Annotated in this window: 13 protein-coding genes; 3 read left to right on the plus strand and 10 right to left on the minus strand. The window is 70.6% G+C overall.

Translation table 11 applies throughout. From position 1 onward, the window contains the following. Positions 1-518 precede the first annotated feature (518 nt). The 3 genes from ACZ7N4_RS17105 to ACZ7N4_RS17115 form a co-directional block, all read right to left on the minus strand. Positions 519-1,424, minus strand: a complete 906-nt coding sequence (locus ACZ7N4_RS17105) for an ADP-ribosylglycohydrolase family protein (RefSeq protein ID WP_471359107.1) — start codon at positions 1,422-1,424, stop codon at positions 519-521. Between the two features lie 12 nt (positions 1,425-1,436). After that, entirely contained in the window at positions 1,437-2,096 is a 660-nt protein-coding gene (locus ACZ7N4_RS17110) for a histidine phosphatase family protein (RefSeq protein ID WP_467923659.1), read from the minus strand. A 183-nt stretch (positions 2,097-2,279) separates the two neighbouring features. After that, positions 2,280-2,885 (minus strand): YdbC family protein, encoded by a 606-nt coding sequence (locus ACZ7N4_RS17115; protein WP_471359108.1) that lies wholly within the window; start codon positions 2,883-2,885, stop codon positions 2,280-2,282. A gap of 152 nt (positions 2,886-3,037) precedes the next feature. On the opposite strand from ACZ7N4_RS17115, the gene ACZ7N4_RS17120 reads away from it, so the two are divergent. Further along, positions 3,038-3,571 carry a TerD family protein gene (locus ACZ7N4_RS17120; protein WP_471359109.1) on the plus strand — a complete coding sequence of 178 codons (534 nt, stop codon included), beginning with the start codon at positions 3,038-3,040 and terminating at the stop codon, positions 3,569-3,571. 252 nt (positions 3,572-3,823) lie between these two features. Here ACZ7N4_RS17120 and ACZ7N4_RS17125 read toward each other — a convergent pair whose 3' ends face one another. Both ACZ7N4_RS17125 and nrdR read right to left on the minus strand, forming a co-directional pair. Continuing rightward, entirely contained in the window at positions 3,824-6,712 is a 2,889-nt protein-coding gene (locus ACZ7N4_RS17125; RefSeq protein ID WP_471359110.1) for a vitamin B12-dependent ribonucleotide reductase, read from the minus strand. A gap of 165 nt (positions 6,713-6,877) precedes the next feature. Continuing rightward, positions 6,878-7,429, minus strand: coding sequence for a transcriptional regulator NrdR (nrdR, locus tag ACZ7N4_RS17130; protein ID WP_471359111.1), 552 nt, complete (start codon positions 7,427-7,429; stop codon positions 6,878-6,880). A gap of 585 nt (positions 7,430-8,014) precedes the next feature. On the opposite strand from nrdR, the gene lexA reads away from it, so the two are divergent. Next, positions 8,015-8,794 carry a transcriptional repressor LexA gene (gene lexA / locus ACZ7N4_RS17135; RefSeq protein WP_471359112.1) on the plus strand — a complete coding sequence of 260 codons (780 nt, stop codon included), beginning with the start codon at positions 8,015-8,017 and terminating at the stop codon, positions 8,792-8,794. 283 nt (positions 8,795-9,077) lie between these two features. Here the strand turns inward: lexA and ACZ7N4_RS17140 are convergent, their stop codons facing one another. The 4 genes from ACZ7N4_RS17140 to ACZ7N4_RS17155 all read right to left on the minus strand — a co-directional run bounded on the left by ACZ7N4_RS17140 (position 9,078) and on the right by ACZ7N4_RS17155 (position 16,289). Continuing rightward, positions 9,078-11,069, minus strand: coding sequence for an ATP-dependent DNA helicase (locus tag ACZ7N4_RS17140; protein WP_471359113.1), 1,992 nt, complete (start codon positions 11,067-11,069; stop codon positions 9,078-9,080). Positions 11,070-11,517: 448 nt separating this feature from the next. Then, positions 11,518-12,294 carry a GNAT family N-acetyltransferase gene (locus tag ACZ7N4_RS17145; protein WP_471359114.1) on the minus strand — a complete coding sequence of 259 codons (777 nt, stop codon included), beginning with the start codon at positions 12,292-12,294 and terminating at the stop codon, positions 11,518-11,520. Positions 12,295-12,416: 122 nt separating this feature from the next. After that, positions 12,417-14,558 (minus strand): IucA/IucC family protein, encoded by a 2,142-nt coding sequence (locus ACZ7N4_RS17150; RefSeq protein WP_471359115.1) that lies wholly within the window; start codon positions 14,556-14,558, stop codon positions 12,417-12,419. A gap of 273 nt (positions 14,559-14,831) precedes the next feature. Next, a complete protein-coding gene (locus ACZ7N4_RS17155) occupies positions 14,832-16,289 on the minus strand; it encodes a diaminobutyrate--2-oxoglutarate transaminase family protein (RefSeq protein WP_471359116.1) in 1,458 nt (485 codons plus the stop codon). 354 nt (positions 16,290-16,643) lie between these two features. On the opposite strand from ACZ7N4_RS17155, the gene ACZ7N4_RS17160 reads away from it, so the two are divergent. Further along, a complete protein-coding gene (locus ACZ7N4_RS17160) occupies positions 16,644-17,873 on the plus strand; it encodes a trypsin-like serine peptidase (RefSeq protein WP_471359117.1) in 1,230 nt (409 codons plus the stop codon). Between the two features lie 66 nt (positions 17,874-17,939). On the opposite strand, the gene hflX is transcribed toward ACZ7N4_RS17160, so the two are convergent. Further along, a complete protein-coding gene (gene hflX / locus ACZ7N4_RS17165) occupies positions 17,940-19,430 on the minus strand; it encodes a GTPase HflX (RefSeq protein WP_471359118.1) in 1,491 nt (496 codons plus the stop codon). Positions 19,431-19,575: the final 145 nt, after the last annotated feature.

Consider the following 19,575-nt stretch of genomic DNA (forward strand, 5'->3'; position numbering starts at 1 on the left):
ATGGCGCCGCAACGCAGCAACAAGGGGACGGGCCGATGGTGACGGCCTATCAGCTCCTCGTGGACGACAAGAAACCGGGCGCCAGCCCGCCGGCAGGGGCACCCCGGCATCGCCCCCTCCGTCACGCGCTCCCGCATATGCAAGATCGCGGCCGCGCGGTGGGCCGGTGGTCCGGTGGGCCGCACAGAAGCGCCCAGGGCGCCTGACAGGGTGAGCAACAGGGCCAGGAGGAGAGCGGGAACCAGGTGCAGCGGCTCCAGCGGCGCCGGCAGCGGGCCCAGCGAGACGAACGCCATCTCCCGACCCTCCCTCTCCCGTCGTCGTGGCTCCGCCGGCACTCACACCGTCGACACGGTGAGCAGCGGATACCGGAACAACGCGCGGCGGTCACGGAGAGTTCCCGGCAATCACGGAGAGTTTTTCGACCGGTCGGCGCGGAAGAACCTCCGACCGGTCGACGGCGTGAAAGAGCGTCTGACCGGCCGGTAGCGGGGGCGGAGCGAGCACCGCGGAAGCCGTCAGGCCCGCGCAGGCACCCAGTCCGGCAGGGTCTCGGTGCGCTGCACCCATTCAGCGGGCGGTGTCCCGGCCTTGCCCGCGGCGAGCACGCCGCCGACGATCGCGCAGGTGGTGTCGACGTCCCCGCCCACCTGGGCGGTCGTCCAGAAGGCCGTCTCGTAGTCGCCGAGGGCCCGTGCGGCGGACCAGAGGGCGAAGGGGACGGTGTCATGGGCCGTCGTACGGCGTCCGCAGCCCAGGACGGCCGCGACGGTGGCCGCGTCGTCGTAGTCGAGCATGTCGCGGGCGCGGCGCAGGCCCTGGCCGACCGCGCTCTTCGGGACGAGCGCGACGACGCCGTCGAGGAGGGTCTCGGGGGCGGGTGGCCCGCCCGGCGAGCCGGCCAGTGCCGCGGCGGCGGCCACGGCCATGGCCCCGACCACGGCCTCCCGGTGCTGGTGGGTGGGATAGGCCGAGATCTCCGCCTGGTGGGTCGCCTGCTCGGGATCGTCCGCGTACCAGGCGCCCAGGGGCGCGATCCGCATGGCGGCGCCGTTGCCCCAGGATCCCTGCCCCTTGAAGAGGCCGGCGGCCAGCTCCCGCCAGTCACCCCCCTCCCGGACCAGGCGCAGCAGCCGGTTGACCGCGGGGCCGTAGCCCCGGTCGAAGTCGTGGTGCTCGGCGAAGGAGCGGGCGAGCGCGTCCTGGTCGATGCGGTGGTGGGCGGCGAGGACGGCCACCACGGAGCAGGCCATCTCGGTGTCGTCCGTCCACTGCCAGGGGGCTGCGGGCAGCTCGCGGCGCTTGAGCAGGGGATAGTTCGCGGGAACGAAGAACTGGGAGCCCAGCGCGTCCCCCACGGCCAGTCCGCGCAGGCTCGCCAGGGCACGCTCCAGGCGCCCGAGGGAAGAGGAGTCAGCGGTCATCGCCCTGCCACTCTATCCGTTCACCCAGTACGGCACAGGCTTCCGCCAGCGCTCGAAGGGCCGGTCGAGCGTGTACTTGCCGTCGTCTCCCAGAACGAGCATCCGCATCTCGGCGTTCCCGGGATTGGCCAGGGACTCGAAATCCGCCACCGTCCAGTGGAACCAGCGCATGCAGAACAGCCGCATCGCGAGCCCGTGGGTCACGAGAAGAACGTTCGGGGGGTGGTCGGGGGCCTCGAAACTGCGGAACAGGCTCTCCAGGAAGCCGCCGACCCGGTCGTACACGTCGGCCCCGGACTCGCCCTGCGGGAACCTGAAGAAGAAGTGGCCGTACGCGTCGCGGTAGGCCTTCTGCAGACGTACGTCGTCGCGGTCCTGCCAGTTGCCCCAGTCCTGCTCGCGCAGTCGGGGTTCCTCCCGGACGCGTATGAGGTCGGGGTCGAGGTGGAACGCGCGGAGGGTCTCGTGGGTGCGTCGGTACGGGGAGACGTAGACGCTCACGCGTTCCCGGCCGAACAGCTCACGGAGCCGCTTGCCGGTCTCCTCGGCCTGCGTCCAGCCGCGCTCGGTCAGCGCGAGGGCGTGGTCGGGCTCGCGTTCGTACACGGAGTCGTCGACGTTGCCCGTTGACTCGCCGTGTCGGACAAGGACGATGCGCCGTGGTCGTGCCATGCCAAAACCCTAGATCGAACGGCGGGGGGACGAGCACTCGTACGGGCTCTATACAGCGTAGGTCACATGTCCCTCATCTTCGCGGGCCGGCTCCCGGACCTGCGCTGCGGCGGTTCGGAGCAGTTCGCTCGGTCCGTGCGACGGTTGGGAGCGGTGCGTTAGGTCATCGAACCAAAGGGTCTTTCAGACCGTCCAGGACGGCTCCAGGTCCACGATGTCGCCGGAGAGTGCCGCTACGTCCGCCTCCGTCTGAGCACGCAGCGCGAGGCGTTCCACACGCTCGGTGCGGTACTTGCCGTGCTCGGCCGCCGACCGCCACATCGAAAGGATCAGGAACTCCTGCTCGGGCGCCTCGCCGAACATGCCGCGGATCATGCCGGGCGAACCGGCCATCGCGGGGTTCCAGACCTTCTCCTGCATGAGCGTGAAGTGCTCGACGCGCTCCTCATGGATGCGGCACAGGGCCACGCGGATCAGGTCGGTGTCGCTGAACCGCGGCTCGAAGCCCGTCTTCACATCGAAGCGGTACTCGAACAGTTTGACCTGGGCATCCTTGAACGTGCCGGACTGGGCGGCGGCCAGGCGGTCGTGGGAACGGGCCATGAAGGAGTCGTAGAAGGCACGGCTCTCCCAGAAGGCGAATATGTGCGCCACCCCCGGCCGCTGCCGGCTCCAGCCCCCGCCCTGTCCCCGAAACCCCGGCTCCCCCAGAAGCCCCGCCCATTTCCGCTGCCCCCGCTCGAAGCCCCGGCGGTCAACCACGGTGCAGCGAATCCACTTGACCAGCACCGCGCCATCGTAAGGCCACCGGGCGTGGCGTCGGTCACGCTCCGGCGGAGATCGCTCGCGCACGCTCGCCCGCGCGCGTGGCACGATGGGCAAGGAACCCCGGCCGATGGGGAGTTGGGGGCGAGCGAGCCACAGGGGGAAGGGAAAGCCTGGTGACCGGCTTCAGCAAGGGAATCCGCAAGGTCGAGGTCGCGCTCAAGTGGGATCCGAGTCCCGCGGGCCGGCCGCCGACGGACCTCGACATCGTCGCCGCGACCTTCCTGTCGGGTGACCCGTACGGGGCTCCGGCCTATCTGGTGCACTTCGACAGCCGCTCTCCGGACGGCACGATCCTGCTCAACCGCGACAGCACGGACGGCAAGGGGTTCGGCTGGGACGAGGTCATGACCGTCGAACTGGACCGCCTCGACGACCGCTACGCGCGCGTGGTGGTCGGTGTCGTCATCCAACAGCGGTCCGGGCGCAAGACGTTCGCCGACGTGCTGAACCCCGCCGCGCGCATCCGTGAGGGCTACACCGTGCTCGCCGAGGACGACTTCGGTTCGGTCCTCGGTGCGACGGCCGCCACCTTCGCCGAGTTCGTCCGGGACGACTCGGGCGAATGGGCCTTCCACGCCGGCGCGCACGGATTCGACGAGGACGCCGCCTCCTTCACGCAGGTGATGGGCCGAATACGTCGGCCATAACGCCCTCGGCACGCATGTGTAAGGGGCGTCGGCCCGAGCGGACGCCCCTTACTTCAGGCACGCCGTTCCGCGGTGACGACGGGCCCCGGGCGTCCCCGGTCGGGACGTTGCGGACGCGTCCGTCGCCGGCGGCAAGAGGCTTTCGGCGGTACGACGAAGGGGACCGCCCGTGGGTCGGTCCCCTTCGTGAGCTGCTGGTCAGCTATGTGCGCCGCTCACGCCGGAGGTGATGTCCGGCGCGATCGGAGCGGTTCAGCTGCAGCCGCTGGTCGAGCCGCAGCCCTCGCAGATGTAGCAGGAGCCGGCCCGCTGCATCTTCGTACCGCAGGAGAAGCACAGCGGGGCGTCGGCCTGGATGCCCAGCTGCATCTCCACCAGCTCGGCGCTGGTGTGGGCCTGCTTGGGGGCGGGCTTGGCCGCCTCGGACTCGGCCTTCGGCGTGGCGACGGCCTTCAGCTCCTGAGCACGCGGCGCCGACTGGGCCAGGCCCTCGACGTCGACCTCGTCCTCGGCCGGCTCGTAGGAGCCGGTCTCCAGGTGCCGCTGACGCTCCTCGGCGGAGTGGATGCCGAGCGCGGAGCGGGTCTCGAAGGGCAGGAAGTCCAGCGCCAGGCGGCGGAAGATGTAGTCGACGATCGACTGCGCCATCCGCACGTCCGGGTCGTCCGTCATACCGGCCGGCTCGAAGCGCATGTTGGTGAACTTCGAGACGTACGTCTCCAGCGGCACGCCGTACTGCAGACCGACGGAGACGGCGATGGAGAAGGCGTCCATCATGCCCGCGAGGGTGGAGCCCTGCTTGGACATCTTCAGGAAGACCTCGCCGAGGCCGTCGTCCGGGTAGGAGTTGGCGGTCATGTAGCCCTCGGCGCCGCCGACCGTGAAGGACGTGGTGATTCCGGGACGTCCCTTCGGGAGGCGCTTGCGGACGGGGCGGTACTCGATGACCTTCTCGACCTTGGGCTCGACGGCCGGGGTCTCCTCGGTCTTCTTCTCCTCGGTCTCCTTCTTCTTGGCGGAGAGCGGCTGACCGACCTTGCAGTTGTCGCGGTAGATCGCCAGCGCCTTGACGCCCAGCTTCCAGGCCTCGAAGTAGATCTCCTCGACCTCCTCGACGGTCGCCGTCTCCGGCATGTTGACCGTCTTGGAGATGGCGCCGGAGATCCACGGCTGGATCGCGGCCATCATGCGGACGTGGCCCATCGGGGAGATGGCGCGCTCGCCCATGGCGCAGTCGAACACCTCGTAGTGCTCGTGCGCGAGGCCGGGGGCGTCGATCACATTGCCGTGCTCGGCGATGTGGGCGACGATCGCCTCGATCTGCTCCTCCTGGTAGCCCAGGCGGCGCAGGGCCTGCGGGACGGTGCCGTTGACGATCTGCATCGAACCGCCGCCGACCAGCTTCTTGAACTTCACCAGCGCCAGGTCGGGCTCGACACCGGTGGTGTCGCAGGACATGGCCAGGCCGATGGTGCCGGTCGGCGCGAGGACGGACGCCTGGGAGTTACGGAAACCGTTCTTCTCGCCGAGGCGGACGACGTCCTGCCAGGCCTCCGTGGCGGCGGCCCACACCGGAGTGTCCAGGTCGTCCATGCGGACGGCCTTGCCGTTGGCGTCGGCGTGCTGCTTCATGACGCGGTTGTGGGCGTCGGCGTTGCGGGCGTAGCCGTCGTAGGCGCCGACGACCGAAGCCAGCTCGGCGGAGCGGCGGTAGGCCGTACCCGTCATCAGGGAGGTGATGGCGCCGGCGAGGGCGCGGCCGCCGTCGGAGTCGTAGGCGTGGCCGGTGGCCATCAGCAGGGCGCCGAGGTTGGCGTAGCCGATGCCGAGCTGGCGGAACGCGCGCGTGTTCTCGCCGATCTTCTGGGTCGGGAAGTCCGCGAAGCAGATCGAGATGTCCATCGCGGTGATGACCAGCTCGACGACCTTCTGGAAGCGCTCGGTCTCGAAGGACTGGTTGCCCTTGCCGTCGTCCTTCAGGAACTTCATCAGGTTCAGCGAGGCCAGGTTGCAGGACGTGTTGTCCAGGTGCATGTACTCGCTGCACGGGTTCGACGCGGTGATCCGGCCGGACTCGGGGCAGGTGTGCCAGGTGTTGATGGTGTCGTCGTACTGGATGCCCGGGTCGGCGCAGGCCCAGGCGGCCTCGGCGATCTTGCGGAAGAGCGCCTTGGCGTCGACCTCCTCGATGACCTCACCGGTCATACGGGCGCGCAGGCCGAACTTGCCGCCGTCCTCGACCGCCTTCATGAACTCGTCGTTCACGCGGACCGAGTTGTTGGCGTTCTGGTACTGGACGGACGCGATGTCGTCGCCGCCCAGGTCCATGTCGAAGCCCGCGTCACGCAGGACGCGGATCTTCTCCTCTTCCTTGACCTTGGTCTCGATGAAGTCCTCGATGTCGGGGTGGTCGACGTCGAGCACGACCATCTTGGCGGCGCGGCGGGTGGCGCCACCGGACTTGATGGTGCCGGCGGAGGCGTCGGCGCCACGCATGAAGGAGACCGGGCCGGAGGCGTTGCCGCCGGAGGAGAGCAGCTCCTTGGAGGAGCGGATGCGGGAGAGGTTCAGGCCGGCGCCGGAGCCGCCCTTGAAGATCATGCCCTCTTCCTTGTACCAGTCGAGGATCGACTCCATGGAGTCGTCGACGGACAGGATGAAGCAGGCGGAGACCTGCTGGGGCTGCGGGGTGCCGACGTTGAACCAGACGGGGCTGTTGAAGCTGAAGATCTGGTGCAGGAGGGCGTACGCCAGCTCGTGCTCGAAGATCTCGGCGTCGGCGGGCGAGGAGAAGTACTTGTAGTCCTCACCGGCCTTCCGGTACGTCTGCACGATGCGGTCGATCAGCTGCCTGAGGCTGGTCTCGCGCTGCGGCGTGCCGACGGCACCGCGGAAGTACTTGCTGGTGACGATGTTGACCGCGTTCACCGACCAGAAGTCGGGGAACTCGACGCCACGCTGCTCGAAGTTGACCGAGCCGTCGCGCCAGTTGGTCATGACGACGTCACGGCGCTCCCACGACACCTCGTCGTACGGGTGTACGCCGGGGGTGGTGTGGATGCGCTCGACACGCAGCCCCTTGGTGGCCTTGGCGCCCTTGGCTCGGGAACCTCGCGCCGGACCGCTCGCCGTCTCTGTCATGCCGCCTCCCTGTACGGGCAAAAACGCCCTGAAGTGCCCATTTGTTCCCGTGGGCACGTGTTTCTGTCTAGCGTCGCGGGCGCCCTCAGCTGCCGCCCGCAACAGGTCTTCGTTCGCCGCCTTCCGGCCGGAACCCAGGCGCTCTCCCGGTTTCCGGCCCGCCGGTCAGTCGGCGGCGCGGGCGGGCTCGGGGACCTGAGTGGTCCCGCCGGGCCCGCGGTCGTCTTCCTGGCTCCCCGCTCGCGCGTCGCCCTCGTCCGCGGCGGAGCCTCCCGTCGCTTCCCTCAGCTCCGCGATGGCGGCCTCGAAGTCATCCAGCGAGTCGAACGCCCGGTAGACGGAGGCGAATCGCAGATAGGCGACGAGGTCGAGCTCCTGCAACGGGCCGAGTATGGCCAGACCCACGTCATGGGTGGTCAGCTCGGCGCTTCCGGTCGCGCGCACCGCCTCCTCGACCCGCTGGCCGAGCTGGGCGAGTGCGTCCTCGGTGACAGGCCGCCCCTGGCATGCCTTGCGCACACCATTGATGACCTTGGTACGACTGAAAGGCTCGGTGACTCCGGACCGCTTCACCACCATGAGCGAGCACGTCTCCACAGTCGTGAACCGACGGGAGCAGTCAGGGCACTGGCGGCGTCTGCGGATGGATGTGCCGTCGTCGGTCGTACGACTGTCGACCACACGGCTGTCGGGGTGCCTGCAGAAGGGGCAGTGCATGTTCTCCAACCCTCCTCACAGCAGACTCGTCAGCCCCGCTGGACCCACAGGTCTCGCGAGGCAGCCCTAAGCATAGGCGATGACCGAGCAGTCGCCGACCGGGGGACCACAACTTCTGGGCCGCTGTAGCCATCCAACCACTACATGTGGGGCTTGAGTCTCACATCACGGGGTATGCGCGTGTCGCCAGGAACGGGGCACGCGCGCGGGACGCGCGCCGACAGCGGCACCGGCATGGCGGCGACCAGCGCGGACACGCGGGCGCCGAGCCGGGCCGTCGGAGCGCTCGCGGGGATACCGTGGGCGCCGCGAGGAGGTGCGTGGCACTCCCGCGCAGAACCGACCCCGGATCCCGGACTGCGGGATTCCGGGTGGCAGACTGGGGCGCGGCCCACAAGGCGAACGACTCCGGCGGTGAAGAGTACAACAATGGGCGCTTTTGCCCGACAGGTGTCGCGTGAGCCATACACCCAGACACATGATCGCGTCGGGTAAAACGCACTTTTTCACTCGAACGTGTGTTTGGCGCAACCTTTCGAAAGCAACTACCGTTGTGCAGCAGGGAGACCATCGAGAGGGGCCGACGTGACCACCACCGCAGACAGTGCCACCATCACCGCCCAGGACCGCTCCCAGGGCCGAGTCGAGCCGGTACACGCGATGAACGAAGCCGCGAATCCCGAGGCACACAAGCGCTCCCTGCCGGGGCGACCTCCAGGCATCCGGGCGGACAGCTCCGGACTCACCGACCGGCAGCGCCGGGTCATCGAGGTCATCAGGGACTCCGTACAGCGGCGCGGCTACCCGCCGTCGATGCGGGAGATCGGCCAGGCCGTAGGCCTTTCCAGCACGTCCTCCGTCGCCCACCAGCTGATGGCGCTGGAGCGCAAGGGCTTCCTGCGCCGTGACCCGCACCGGCCGCGGGCGTACGAGGTACGCGGGTCGGACCAGGCCGTCACCGTGCAGCCCACGGACACCGCCGGCAAGCCCGCCGCGTCCTACGTCCCGCTGGTCGGCCGTATCGCCGCCGGTGGCCCGATCCTCGCGGAGGAGTCCGTCGAGGACGTCTTCCCCCTGCCCCGCCAGCTCGTCGGTGACGGTGAACTCTTCGTCCTCAAGGTCGTCGGCGACTCCATGATCGAGGCCGCCATCTGTGACGGCGACTGGGTCACCGTGCGCCGCCAGCCGGTCGCCGAGAACGGCGACATCGTGGCGGCCATGCTCGACGGCGAGGCCACGGTCAAGCGCTTCAAGCGCGAGGACGGCCACGTGTGGCTCCTCCCCCACAACGCGGCCTACGAGCCGATCCCGGGCGACGACGCGACCATCCTCGGCAAGGTCGTCGCAGTACTGCGCCGCGTGTGACGGCCGCGGCGGGCGGGCGGCCGCTCGCTCCCTGACCGGGCCCCGGAACCCCTGCGCCGGTTCCGGGGCCCTGCGTGTGTTCAGGGCCCGGCTCCAGCGGCCCTGTTGGTGTCCTGCGGTTGTCCGGCGTGTCTTGTGGTTGTACGGCTCGGGCGGGCGTGCGGGGCCGCGTGTGACCGCTTCCCGCTTCTCCAGCGTGGGGGCACATTGCGGCGCGGGCGGCTTAACCGGGGCCGGTACCGGCGCGGGTGGCGTGCCCGGTCCTGGGCACGCCACCCTGTGATCACTCGGCTGCCGCTGCCGACGTCTCCGCCTGCCGGGCCGCCGCGTCGATCGCCGCGAGCGACTTGCGGACCTGGTTACGGTCCGTGGTGTACCAGAAGTCGGGCAGTGATGCCTTGAGATAGCCGCCGTACCGCGCGGTGGCCAGCCGCTGGTCCAGTACGGCCACCACACCACGGTCGCCGGACGCCCGGACGAGACGGCCGGCACCCTGCGCCATGAGCAGGGCCGCGTGCGTGGCGGCCACCGCCATGAAACCGTTGCCGCCGGCGTCCTCCACGGCCTTCTGGCGCGCGCTCATGAGCGGATCGTCGGGCCGCGGGAACGGGATCTTGTCCATGACGACCAGTTGGCAGCTGGGGCCCGGGACGTCGACGCCCTGCCACAGCGACAGTGTGCCGAAGAGACAGGTCTCGGGATCAGCCGCGAAGTTCTTGATCAGTTCGCCGAGCGTCTCCTCGCCCTGGAGCAGGATCGGGAACTCGGGGATCCGGGAGCGCAGCTCCTCTGCGGCGAGCTGGGCGGCCCGCATGGACGAGAACAGGCCGAGGGTGCGCCCGCCGGCTGCCTGGATCAGCTCGGTCAGCTCGTCCAGCATGTCGGCGCGCTCACCGTCACGCGCCGGACGCGCCAGGTGCTTCGCGACGTACAGGATGCCCTGCTTGCGGTAGTCGAAGGGCGAGCCGACATCGACGCCCTTCCACTTCGGCAGGTCCTCACCCTCCGCTCCCTCCGGGCCAAGCCCCAGTGAAGCGCCGACGCCGTTGAAGTCGCCGCCCAGCTTGAGCGTCGCCGAGGTGAGGACGACCGCCCGATCGGCGAAGAGCTTCTCCCTGAGCAGACCGGAGACCGACATGGGGGCGACCCTGAGGGACGCACCGAAGCGGTCGTGCCGCTCGTACCAGACGACGTCCCACTCCGAGCCGTTCAGAACCCGCTCGGCCACGTCGTGCACCGTCTCCACCGAGGCCAGCGCCTGCTTGCGGACCGCGTCCTCGTCCTGGACGGACTTGTCACGGGTCGCGCCGATGGCGGTGATCACCGTACGGGCCGCATCCCGCAGCGCCATCAGCGCGTAACCGAGGTCTTCCGGGATCTCCTCCAAGCGGCCCGGCAGCGCCAGCTCCATGAGCCGCTCGAAGCCCTCGGCGGCGGTCTGGAGCTGATCGGCGGCCTTCTCGTTGACCAGCTTGGCGGCACGGCGCACGGCACGGTTGACCTGGCCAGGCGTGAGTTCGCCGGTGGCGACACCGGTGACGCGGGAGACGAGTTCGTGCGCCTCGTCCACGATCAGCACCTCGTGCTGGGGCAGCACCGGGGCGCCCTCGATCGCGTCGATGGCCAGCAGGGCGTGGTTGGTGACGACGACCTCGGCGAGCTTGGCCCGCTCACGGGCCATCTCGGCGAAGCACTCGGCACCGTAGGCGCACTTCGACGCGCCCAGGCACTCTCGCGACGACACGGACACCTGCGCCCAGGCACGGTCCGAGACACCCGGAGTGAGATCGTCGCGGTCGCCGCTCTCGGTCTCGTCCGCCCAGTCCCGCATCCTCAGGAGGTCCTGGCCCAGCTTGCTGGTGGGTGCGGCGGCCTCGAACTGGTCGAACAGTCCCTCCTCCTCGTCCTGCGGCATGCCCTCGTGCAGGCGGTGGAGGCACAGGTAGTTCGACCGGCCCTTGAGCATCGCGAACTCCGGGCGGCGCCGCAGCAGTGGATGCAGGGCGTCGACCGTGCGCGGCAGGTCCCGCTCGACCAGCTGGCGCTGCAGGGCGAGTGTGGCCGTCGCGACGACCACCCGTTCTCCGTGCGCGAGGGCGGGCACGAGATAGCCGAGCGACTTTCCGGTGCCGGTGCCGGCCTGGACCAGCAGGTGCGATCCGTCGTCGATCGCCTCGGCGACCGCTTCGGCCATGGTCACCTGGCCAGGGCGCTCCGTGCCGCCGACGGCCGAGACAGCGGCATGCAGGAGTTCGGGGAGTGAGGGCTTCGTCATAGCCTGACCACCCTACGACCCTGCACTGACAAACGGGTGGTCACGGCGGAGGCCGGAGGTGGAATCACGGGCTGGGGCTCCTGGGGGCGGTGGGCTGCCGGGGCGGGCGGAACGGGATCGACGGGGACTGTCCGGCACTCGGCGGGATTGCCGGGTCGGATTGCCGGGTGGGGAGCGCCGCGGTGGGACACCGGCGGGGCGGGACGGATGTCGGAAGCGGGTAGGCGGAGACCCGGACGTCGGCGGCCCGGCGACTCTGCGACTGGCCGACTCCGCGACCGGGCGACTGACCCACTCGGGCCTCTGCGACTGGCCGGTTCTGCGGCCGAGCGACTCTGCGGGCCGGAACGCCTCCGGCATACGGACACCGCTCGAAATTCTTTCCCGGGGCTGGGAACACTACGGACCCGCCGCTCGTCTCTCTTTGTGAGCGATTGGTCACGTGACGCTACAGCACATTGCGCAGGAACCGGTCCCGGATCATGAGGGCGGCTCGCTTGCCGGGCAGGTCGATCTCGTCCGCGTACCGGAAGCCGGCGCTCAGGAACGCGGCGACGGAGGGGGTGTTACGAAGATCGGGTTCTGACACGACCCGTGCGCAGGTGGGACACCGGTCGAGGATCAGGTCGGCCACGGCTCGGAGCAGGACGGATCCCAGCCGTCGTCTCCGGTCCGCGGGATCACCGACGAGAAGGTGGATCCCGGTGTCATGCGGACGGGCCGGGTAGTGGCGGGCCAGCGGATCCAGGTCTGCCCGGTAGATCTCCCAGTAGCTCATCGGGGTGCCGTCGAGTACGCCGAGGCACGGCACGCTGCGCCCGTCGCCGTGGAGCTGAGTGCGCAGGTGGCCCTCGGTCCGGTCGCGCGGGCCGGCCAGTTCCCAGAACTCCGCGACGGCGGGGTCGTTCATCCAGCGGTGGACGAGCGGCAGGTCCTGGTCGATGCGTACGGGCACAAGCCTGAAGGAACCGACGGGGGTCGTGACCGGGCCCCACGCGGCGACTCGGGCGAGGAGGCCGACCGTCACCCCGGCGCAGAGGGCGGCGAACTGGGCCGGCAGGCACAGCTCCAGCGTGTCCTCGCTGTCGGGGTCGTCGTCCTCGACGGTGAACCGGCCGAACGGAGAGTTCAGGGGGCCCGCAGTGTCCGCTCCTGCTCGGCGGCCGGCGCTGTCCGGGTGGGCGGAGGCGGGACCGGTTCCGGCGTTCGCGTCGGTGGGAGGCACGGTGCGCTCCTCTCAGGAGACGAGGTGGGTCGTGTTCCTCGGATGTGCGGAGGTGGTGCGGCTCGCCGGCGGGTGCGGTCCGCTCAGGTGGTGCGGATCGCCCGCCGGCTCAGAAACCGGGCTCAGGAATGAAGGGGGTTGGCGATGGTGACGTAGACGGACTGGGTGTCGACCGGGCCGACGAGTTCGTCGCGACCGTGCAGCCGGGTCAGCAGGTTGGCCTTGCAGCGCAGGACGGGTGAGTCGAGCAGGAGGCCGGGCAGGGGGGTGCGCAAGGGGTCGGGTCCTGAGGCGAGGTCGGTGAGGAACCGGCGGAAGGCGGCGAGGAGCAGTCGCTCGTCGGCGAGGCGTTGGGAGCCGAAGGCGCCGATGAGGCCGAGCACGTTGTTGACGGCGAGGTAGTAGGCGAAGCGTTCGTCGGCGACCTCGTCCGGCACAAAGGTGTCGCTGCGCTCACCGATTCCGGGGAGCCGGGCCTCCAGTTCGGCTCGCCGGGACTCGCGGAAGTAGTACCCCTGGTTGTCCCGGTAGCGGCCGCCGGCGGGCCAGCCGTCGCCGTCCAGGAGGAGCAGTGTGTTCTGCTGGTGGGCTTCGAGGGCGATGCCGGCCTCGCTGTCCAGCCAGAGGACGGGCCGGACCACGTGCTCCAGATAGCGGAGGAACCACTCCGCGGAGACGGCGCCGACGGGTCGCCCGGTGCGAGTGGCGAGGCGGGCGACGAGTTGGGCCAGGCGGGACCGCAGCGACCAAGTCACGGCATGTGTCGCGGCGTGCGGCTCGGTGTACGTCCCGGTGTTGGCGGACGGCTCGGCGCGGGGGCGGGGTGAGACGAGCCCGGCGACGCAGCCGACGTCTTCGGTCGGGGCGAACGGGTTGTGCCGGATCACCACGTCGATCCCCCGCACGGGCTGGCCGTCCGGGTCGTCGACGGCCAGCCAGGCCGGGTCGCGGACGATGTCGAAGCCGGGGTGGGCCGCCTGCCACTGGCCGGCCAGGCCGGTGCGCAGCAGCCGGTGCACCTCGACTCCACGGTGGAGTTCCTTGCGGAGGTTGTCGCGGCGGGAGTTGGTGATGTGCAGGGCCAGCGAGAGCTTGAGCATCGCGGGCGCACCGGATCGGTGGACGGTTCGTACGGAGGAGGTGGGATGCCAGGGAGTGCCCAGGGGGCCGAGGTCGCGGAGGAGCCCGGAGTCGAGCAGTGCGGTGACGGAAGGGCGGTGGCGTACCTCGCGCGCCTGCCAGGGATGCAGGGGCAGGGCGGTGTATCCCTCGGGCAGCGGCAGTTCGAGTCCGGCGCCGGCCAGCCGTCGGATGAGGTGTCCTGCGGGAACGGGACGGCCGCGCTCGGTCCAGGCCGAGTCGGTCGCGAGGAGAGAGGGGGCGACAGCCAGCCAGTGCAGGGGGAAGGAGCCGCGCGACTCCGGTGAGTAGCGGAGAGATTCGGCCTCGGTCAGGCCTTCCCGGCTCTTCGGGGTCGGGTGCAGGGGATGTCCGAGGAGAAGGGCCTGTTCGGAGGTGAGGAAGAGGTCCGGTGGGTCGGAGGGGTGCCGGCGCCGGTGTTGGATGAAGGTCGCGGTACGACGGACGGAGTCGGCCACCCTGGCCACGAGGTCGGCACCGTCGCCTGGACCGGGCCCGGCACCGGGACTGTGCCTCGCGCCGTCGCGGTGCCCGGGGGCCCTGGGTTCACCACCACCCGGACCGAAGCTGTAACCACCACCTGACCCGAAGCCGTCACCACCACCCGAACCGACCCCGTCACCACCCCGTTCGGCCTCACCGGAGCCGGCGGCAGTCGGGGCGGCGGGGCCCTGCGCCCTCGCGCTCCCGTCGATGGCTTCCCTGGTGAGCAAGGCCGCGAGGGTGACGGCGTCGACCGGGGGCGCGGTGTCGGGTGCGTCGGCCAGGCGGGGGAGGACGAAGCGGTGCCATCCCGTCGGGGACCAGTGGCGGACCGGTGCGATCAGGGCCGTGCCGCTGGCGGGCAGCGGGATACGGAGGCTGCCCGTCGTCGGAGCGGCGAGGCCGGTCTCGCGGACCCAGCACCGCAGGAGGTTCTCGACGGCGGCGGCCTGGGCCACGGAGCCGGGATCGGGGTGCTCCAGCGGATCGGCGCCGGCGGCTGTCCGCCGGGAGGGATGCGCTTCCCGCTTCCTCTGCGGCGGGACCGACTCGGGGGGCGGTACCGCGGAGGACGGGGCGCCGGAGGCTCCCTGGTCGTCGGGGGTGCCGGAGCGGCCGTCGGATGTGGGGGTGGCGTTCATGACGGCTCCTCTGGGGCTGGAGTGGGGTGGTGCGGTCTCTTTCCGTGATCCGCTCCTCCTCCCCCTCCCACTCCCCCTCCGCCCCCCTTCTCCGCCCACTCCGTCGCCGTAGTGCGTGGGAAGCGGGACCGGAGGGAGAGCGGTACGTGCAGGGGGTGTTGGGCGAGGGACGCCGTGGTCGGTGTCGGACTGGATGCGGGGGGTGCTGGGAGTGCCCGGAGTACCGGAAGGAGCGGAGCGGAAATGAGGGGACGGGAGGGGCTTGTGGGGTGGTCAGCCCGTGGGTTGGGCCGAGCCGGGGTGTCTTGGCTGGTGTGGGTCGTGGGGCTCGTGCTGGCGGGCGGCCGCCGCCGCGACCGCGTCGGCCAGGCGGTCGAGTACGGCCGTCGCCTGTTCGTCGCTGATCGTCAGGGGTGGAAGCAGCCGGACCACGGACGCGTGACGGCCGCCGAGTTCGACGATCAGGCCGCGCTGGAGACATTCCCGTTGTACGGCGGCGGCCAGGTGGGGGGCGGCCGGGGGCGGGGTGCGGGTGGGTTCCAGGCCGGTCGGTGCGGTGCCGGGGTGGCCCGGAGGGGGTGCCGTGTGAGAGGGGGTGTGGTCGGCGTCCGGGTCCACCAGTTCGACGCCGATCATCAGTCCGCGTCCCCGCACGTCTCCCACGCAGGGGAACTGGTGGGTGAGTTCCGTCAGTTGGGTCAGCATGCGGGTGCCGAGGGCGGCGGCGCGTTCGGCGAGGGCGTTCTCGCGGACGTAGGCGAGGGTGGCGGTGCCCGCGGCCATGGCGAGCTGGTTGCCGCGGAAGGTGCCGGCGTGTGCGCCGGGTTGCCAGACGTCGAGATCGTCACGGTAGACGATCACGGCGAGCGGGAGGCTGCCGCCGATGGCCTTCGACAGGACCATGACGTCGGGGGTGATACCGCTGTGGTCGACGGCCCAGAAGGCACCGGTGCGGCCGACTCCGGTCTGGATCTCGTCGGCGATGAGCGGGATGGCCCGGTCGGTCGTGAGCCGGCGCATGCGGCGCAACCAGTGGTCCGGTGCGGGGATCACTCCGCCCTCGCCCTGGACGGGTTCGAGGATCAGGCCGGCCGGCAGGGGGACGCCGGACTTCGGGTCGTCGAGGAGGGACTCGGTCCAGCGGGCGGCGAGTTCGGCGCCGGGCCGGCCGCCGATGCCGAAGGCACAGCGGTAGTCCTGGGGGTAGGGCAGGCGGGCGACCTGGATTTCGCGGGCGCTGCCGGAGGCGGCCAGGGCGCCGGCGGTCATGCCGTGGTAGGCGCCGGTGAAGGCGAGGATGCCGGTGCGGCCGGTCGCGGCCCGGACCAGTTTGAGAGCGGCCTCGACGGCGTCGGTACCGGCCGGTCCGCAGAACTGGACCCGGGCCCGGTCGGTGAGGCCGGGCGGGAGGGTGCGGAACAGCTCGGTGGTGAAGGCGTCCTTGACGGGGGTCGCGAGGTCGAGGACGGAGAGGGGGGCGCCGGAGTCGAGGACCTTGCGGATGGCTTCGAGCACGACCGGGTGGTTGTGGCCGAGGGCGAGGGTGCCGGCGCCGGAGAGGCAGTCCAGGTAGCGGCGACCGTCGGCGCCCTCGATGGTGAGCCCGCGCGCCCGGACCGGCACGATGGGCAGGGCGCGGGCGTAGGTGCGCGCCGAGGACTCACGCGCCGACTGGCGCCTCAGGATCCCCTCGTGCACGGCCCGCGCATCCCCGGGCGTGCCTCCAGCCATCGACTCCGTAACGGCCACTGCGCGTTGTCCTCCCCGCTGTCCAAGGACGAGTTGATCGTCGGGGACCGCACGGACGGCTGGCCCCACCGGCTACAACCGCGGACCGTTCGGGCGGTTACGGGGTCACCCGGAGTTCGTTGGCACGCGCCCTGTTCAGGCGGTATCCGCGCAGGGCCTGTTCGGGCAGCCTGTGACGGAACCGTTGCCCTGCCGTCGGAACTCCCCCGTGGCGACGGCATAGTGTGTGATGCCGTTCCCAGAAGGTCGTGAGGCCGGCGTGAACCGTCCATGAGTTCACCGCCGGTGTCGGGGCCGAAGCGCCGAGTTCCTTTCACAGCAGGGGGAGTCAAGAACATGCGATCCATACGGCCGTCGTTCACCGCTCGGCGAGGGAGGGGCCGTCGCCGCGCCTCCACCTCGCTGACGGCGGTCGCTCTCGTGTCGGCGCTGGCGCTGACCGCCACCGCCTGCAACGACGACGGTGACGACAACGCGAACGGTGAGCCGACCGCCACCGCGTCGGCGGCGGGCACCGGCGACGGCAAGATCACGATCCCGGACGACCTGAAGCGCAGACTCAAGCAGCACGGGTTCGACGTCGACAAGTGGAAGAACGGCGCCTGGAAGAACTGGAACAAGGACGACTGGCTGCGCGAGGCCAACGACTTCATCAACCCGGTCATCAAGGGCCTGTGGGACCCGGACCGGATGCGGGACGCCGACGATCCGGACCAGGGCGTCGACGACAACGACATCTCCGGTGACCAGGGGGTGACGGACCCGGCGCCGCAGCCGGTGAAGGCGCAGGCGGTCACGCCGCCGTACCACGCCGGCGCGGCCACCTCGGGCAAGCTGCTCTTCGACTCCCCCGAGGGCACCATGGTCTGCTCAGCGACGGTCGTGCAGGACCCGGCGCACCCGGGCAAGTCGAACCTGGTGTGGACGGCGGGTCACTGCGTGCACGCCGGCAAGAAGGGCGGCTGGTACCGCAACATCGCGTTCGTGCCGTCGTACAACAACCAGGGCAGGTCGGCGGCCGAGCTGGAGAACGCCGGCCGGTCCGACATCGCCCCGCTGGGCGTGTGGTGGGCCGACGCGGCGAAGACCTCGCAGCAGTGGATCAGCGAGGGCGGCCAGACGGGCGGTGACGGCGCCTCGTACGACTTCGCCGTCATCCATGTGACGCCGGAGCAGGGCAGCGGCGGCAAGTCGCTGGAGGAGACCGTCGGCGGGGCGCTGCCGGTGGACTTCGACGCTCCGGCCGTGGCGAACGTGCAGAGCATCACGGCGACCGGCTACCCGGCGGCGGCGCCGTACGACGGTCAGCTGATGTACCAGTGCCAGGACAAGCCGGGCCGGCTCTCCATCGAGCAGGCCGACCCGACGATGTACCGGATCGGGTGCACGATGACCGGTGGCTCCTCCGGTGGCGGCTGGGTGGAGACGGGCGCGGACGGCAAGCCCGCGCTGGTGTCGAACACCTCCATCGGCCCGGTGAGCGCGGGCTGGCTGGCCGGTCCCCGGCTGGGTGCGGTGGCGAAGGGCGTGTACGAGTCGGTGAGCAAGCAGTTCGCCGGGCGGTGAGCGGGCCGCGGGCATGACGGAGGCCCGTCACCCGGGCGGGTGGCGGGCCTTCGCGTCGGGGGTGGTTCAGGCCGCGGAGACCGCGGCGTAGGGCGCCAGGTCCGCCGCCAGCTCCTCGTGCACCCGGACCTTGAGCAGGGTGCCCTCCGCGGTGTGCTCCTCGGAGATCACCTCGCCCTCGGTGTGGGCGCGGGCGACGAGCTTGCCGTGGGTGTACGGCACGAGCGCCTCGACCTCGACCGAGGGGCGGGGCAGCTCGTTGTCGATCAGGGCGAGGAGTTCCTCGATGCCCTGGCCGGTGCGGGCCGAGACGGCGAGCGAACGCTTCTCGACACGCAGGAGCCGCTGGAGGGTCAGCGGGTCGGCCGCGTCCGCCTTGTTGATCACGACGATCTCGGGCACGTCGGTGGCGCCGACGTCCCGGATCACCTCGCGTACGGCGGCGAGCTGCTCCTCCGGGTCCGGGTGCGAGCCGTCCACCACGTGGAGGATCAGGTCGGAGTCGCCGACCTCCTCCATCGTGGAGCGGAACGCCTCGACCAGGTGGTGGGGCAGGTGCCGGACGAAGCCGACGGTGTCCGCCAGCGTGTACAGCCTGCCGCTCGGGGTCTCGGCCCGGCGGACGGTCGGGTCCAGGGTCGCGAACAGGGCGTTCTCGACCAGGACGCCGGCGCCCGTGAGGCGGTTGAGCAGGGAGGACTTGCCGGCGTTGGTGTAGCCGGCGATGGCGACGGACGGCACCTTGTTGCGCCGGCGCTCCTGTCGCTTGACCTCGCGGCCGGTCTTCATGTCCGCGATCTCGCGGCGCATCTTCGCCATCTTCTCGCGGATCCGGCGCCGGTCCGTCTCGATCTTGGTCTCACCGGGACCACGCGTGGCGAGGCCGCCGCGACCGCCACCCATCTGCCGGGACAGCGACTGACCCCAGCCGCGCAGCCGCGGCAGCATGTACTGCATCTGCGCGAGCGCGACCTGCGCCTTGCCCTCGCGGGACTTGGCGTGCTGGGCGAAGATGTCCAGGATCAGGGCCGTACGGTCGATGACCTTGACCTTGACGACGTCCTCCAGCTGGATCAGCTGGCCGGGGCTCAGCTCACCGTCGCAGATGACGGTGTCCGCGCCCGTCTCGATGACGATGTCACGCAGCTCGGCGGCCTTGCCGGAGCCGATGTAGGTGGCCGCGTCGGGCTTGTCACGGCGCTGGATCACGCCGTCGAGCACGAGCGCGCCCGCGGTCTCCGCGAGGGCCGCAAGCTCCGCGAGGGAGTTGTCGGCGTCCTGTGCGGTGCCGGTGGTCCACACGCCGACGAGCACGACCCGCTCCAGGCGGAGCTGTCGGTACTCGACCTCGGTGACGTCTTCCAGCTCGGTGGACAGGCCCACGACGCGGCGCAGGGCCGCGCGCTCGGAGCGGTCGAACTGGTCGCCGTCCCGCTCGCCGTCGATCTCGTGGCTCCAGGCGACGTCCTCTTCCATCAGGGCATCGGCCCGAAGACCCTCGGGATAGGCGTGCGCGAGGCGCTTGGTGTCCTGGGAAGGGGAAGAAGAGGAGGTCATTGGATCCTTACGTCGATGAGATACGTCGATGGGGTGACGCGGGTGCGTCACGGCACCGGTACGGCGGTCGGTGACCCGGGCCGCACGTGAGGTACAACGCATGAGTACCCCAGGAGATTCCCGTGACCCGTGCGCGTGCCGACCC

Source organism: Streptomyces sp. NPDC107654 (genome assembly GCF_055639035.1).

Coding starts and splice junctions, on each gene's coding strand:
- ACZ7N4_RS17105 (WP_471359107.1), bottom strand. CDS start 1,424: ATGACCGCTGACTCCTCTTCCCTCGGGCGCCTGGAGCGTGCCCTGGCG.
- ACZ7N4_RS17110 (WP_467923659.1), bottom strand. CDS start 2,096: ATGGCACGACCACGGCGCATCGTCCTTGTCCGACACGGCGAGTCAACG.
- ACZ7N4_RS17125 (WP_471359110.1), bottom strand. CDS start 6,712: ATGACAGAGACGGCGAGCGGTCCGGCGCGAGGTTCCCGAGCCAAGGGC.
- nrdR (WP_471359111.1), bottom strand. CDS start 7,429: ATGCACTGCCCCTTCTGCAGGCACCCCGACAGCCGTGTGGTCGACAGT.
- ACZ7N4_RS17140 (WP_471359113.1), bottom strand. CDS start 11,069: ATGACGAAGCCCTCACTCCCCGAACTCCTGCATGCCGCTGTCTCGGCC.
- ACZ7N4_RS17150 (WP_471359115.1), bottom strand. CDS start 14,558: ATGAACGCCACCCCCACATCCGACGGCCGCTCCGGCACCCCCGACGAC.
- ACZ7N4_RS17155 (WP_471359116.1), bottom strand. CDS start 16,289: ATGGCTGGAGGCACGCCCGGGGATGCGCGGGCCGTGCACGAGGGGATC.
- ACZ7N4_RS17160 (WP_471359117.1), top strand. CDS start 16,644: ATGCGATCCATACGGCCGTCGTTCACCGCTCGGCGAGGGAGGGGCCGT.
- hflX (WP_471359118.1), bottom strand. CDS start 19,430: ATGACCTCCTCTTCTTCCCCTTCCCAGGACACCAAGCGCCTCGCGCAC.